Below are 1,393 nucleotides of genomic sequence, written 5' to 3' on the forward strand. Positions count from 1 at the left end.
GGGCGGGCGCGGGGAAGAGCTGGTTCACCCAGACGAGCAGCTCCTCCGGCTTGTAGGGCTTGTGGATGATGCGCACCACGCCCAGCTGCCGCGTCAGCAGCTCGTGGCTCTTCAAGTCCTTCCAGAAGGCGGAGGCGAAGAGGATGGGCAGCTTGGGCTGCGTCTTGCGCAGCTCGCGGATGAAGTCCGCGCCCGCCATCCCCGGCAGCAGGCCGTCCACGATGGCGGCGTCCACCGGAACGCGCGCCAGCACGGCCTGCGCCTCCGCCGCGCTGCGCGCGGGCTCCACGCGGTAGCCCTTCTCCCGCAGGAAGGTGCCCACCAGCGACTGCAAGTCCTTGTCGTCCTCCAGGAACAGGAGCGTCCTGCTGCTCATGAGGGATGTGCCTTTCTCGCCAGCAGGCCGTTGAGGAGGTCACGCACGGAGGAGACCAGCTCCTCTTCCGAGGCGCGCGACTTGGTGAAGTGCCGGGTGATGCCCAGGGTGAGCTGCCGCTCAGCCATGCGCGTCAAATCCCGGCCCGTGAAGACGATGAGCGGCGTGGCGCGGCCCTTGCCCTGGCGGAGGATGTCGACGACCTCGAAGCCGTCCAGGCGCGGCAGGCCCACGTCCAGGACGATGAGGTCTGGCGTCGTCTCCCGCGCGAGCTCCACCGCGCTCTCGCCGTCCGCCGCCTCGAAGACCTGCACGCCCAGCCGCTCCAGCTGCGCGCACAGCGTGCGCCGGGTGGTGGCGTCGTCATCCACCACCAGCACGCGCGCCTGGCCCGGCTGCCGCGTGGCGTAGCGCAGCGACTTGAGCAGCCGCGACTCCTCCAGCGGCCGGGGCATCCAGTCCACCCAGTGCGGGACGCCCTCGGCTTCGTCCGAGCGGCCGGACAGCGCCAGCACGGGCAGTTCATGCGTGCGCGGCTGTTCGCGCAGGCGCCGCACCCAGTCCAGCGCGTGCCCTTCCGGCAGCTGCATGTCCACCACCAGCGCGTCTGGCAGCGCGGTGTCCAGGTGCTTCGCCGCGTCGATGAGGCTGGTGGCGCGCAGCACGCGGTAGCCTTCGTGCGAGAGGAGCCCGCCCAGCAGCGACGCCAGCTCCACGTCCGCGGTGGCCACCAGCACCTCATGGCGGGACGCGTCCTCGGGGATGACGGGCGGCGGCAGGGCCGGCGCGGGCCGGGCCGACTCCAGCGTGAAGGTGAAGGTGGAGCCCCGGCCCTCCTCGCTCTCCACGGTGATGCTACCGCCGTGCTGCTCCACGATGGCCTGCGAGATGGCCAGCCCCAGCCCCGTGCCCCCCTTGGAGCGCGTGTCCGAGCTGTCCAACTGCTGGAAGCGGCCGAAGAGGCGCGCACGCTGCTCCTGGGAGATGCCGGGGCCCTGGTCCACCACACTGAAACGC

The 1,393-nt window shown here is 71.4% G+C and carries 2 protein-coding genes; both read right to left on the minus strand.

Going from position 1 to position 1,393, the window contains the following annotated elements:
- Positions 1 to 376, minus strand: a 376-nt coding sequence (locus tag HV826_RS36300) for a response regulator (protein ID WP_176421565.1), incomplete at its 3' end; no start/stop codon positions are given.
- The coding region (locus HV826_RS36305; RefSeq protein ID WP_176421566.1) for a response regulator at positions 373 to 1,393 on the minus strand (1,021 nt) is incomplete at its 5' end. The genes HV826_RS36305 and HV826_RS36300, both read right to left, overlap by 4 nt.

It is taken from the genome of Myxococcus sp. AM010, assembly GCF_013372585.1.
GTDB classification, from domain to species: domain Bacteria; phylum Myxococcota; class Myxococcia; order Myxococcales; family Myxococcaceae; genus Myxococcus; species Myxococcus vastator.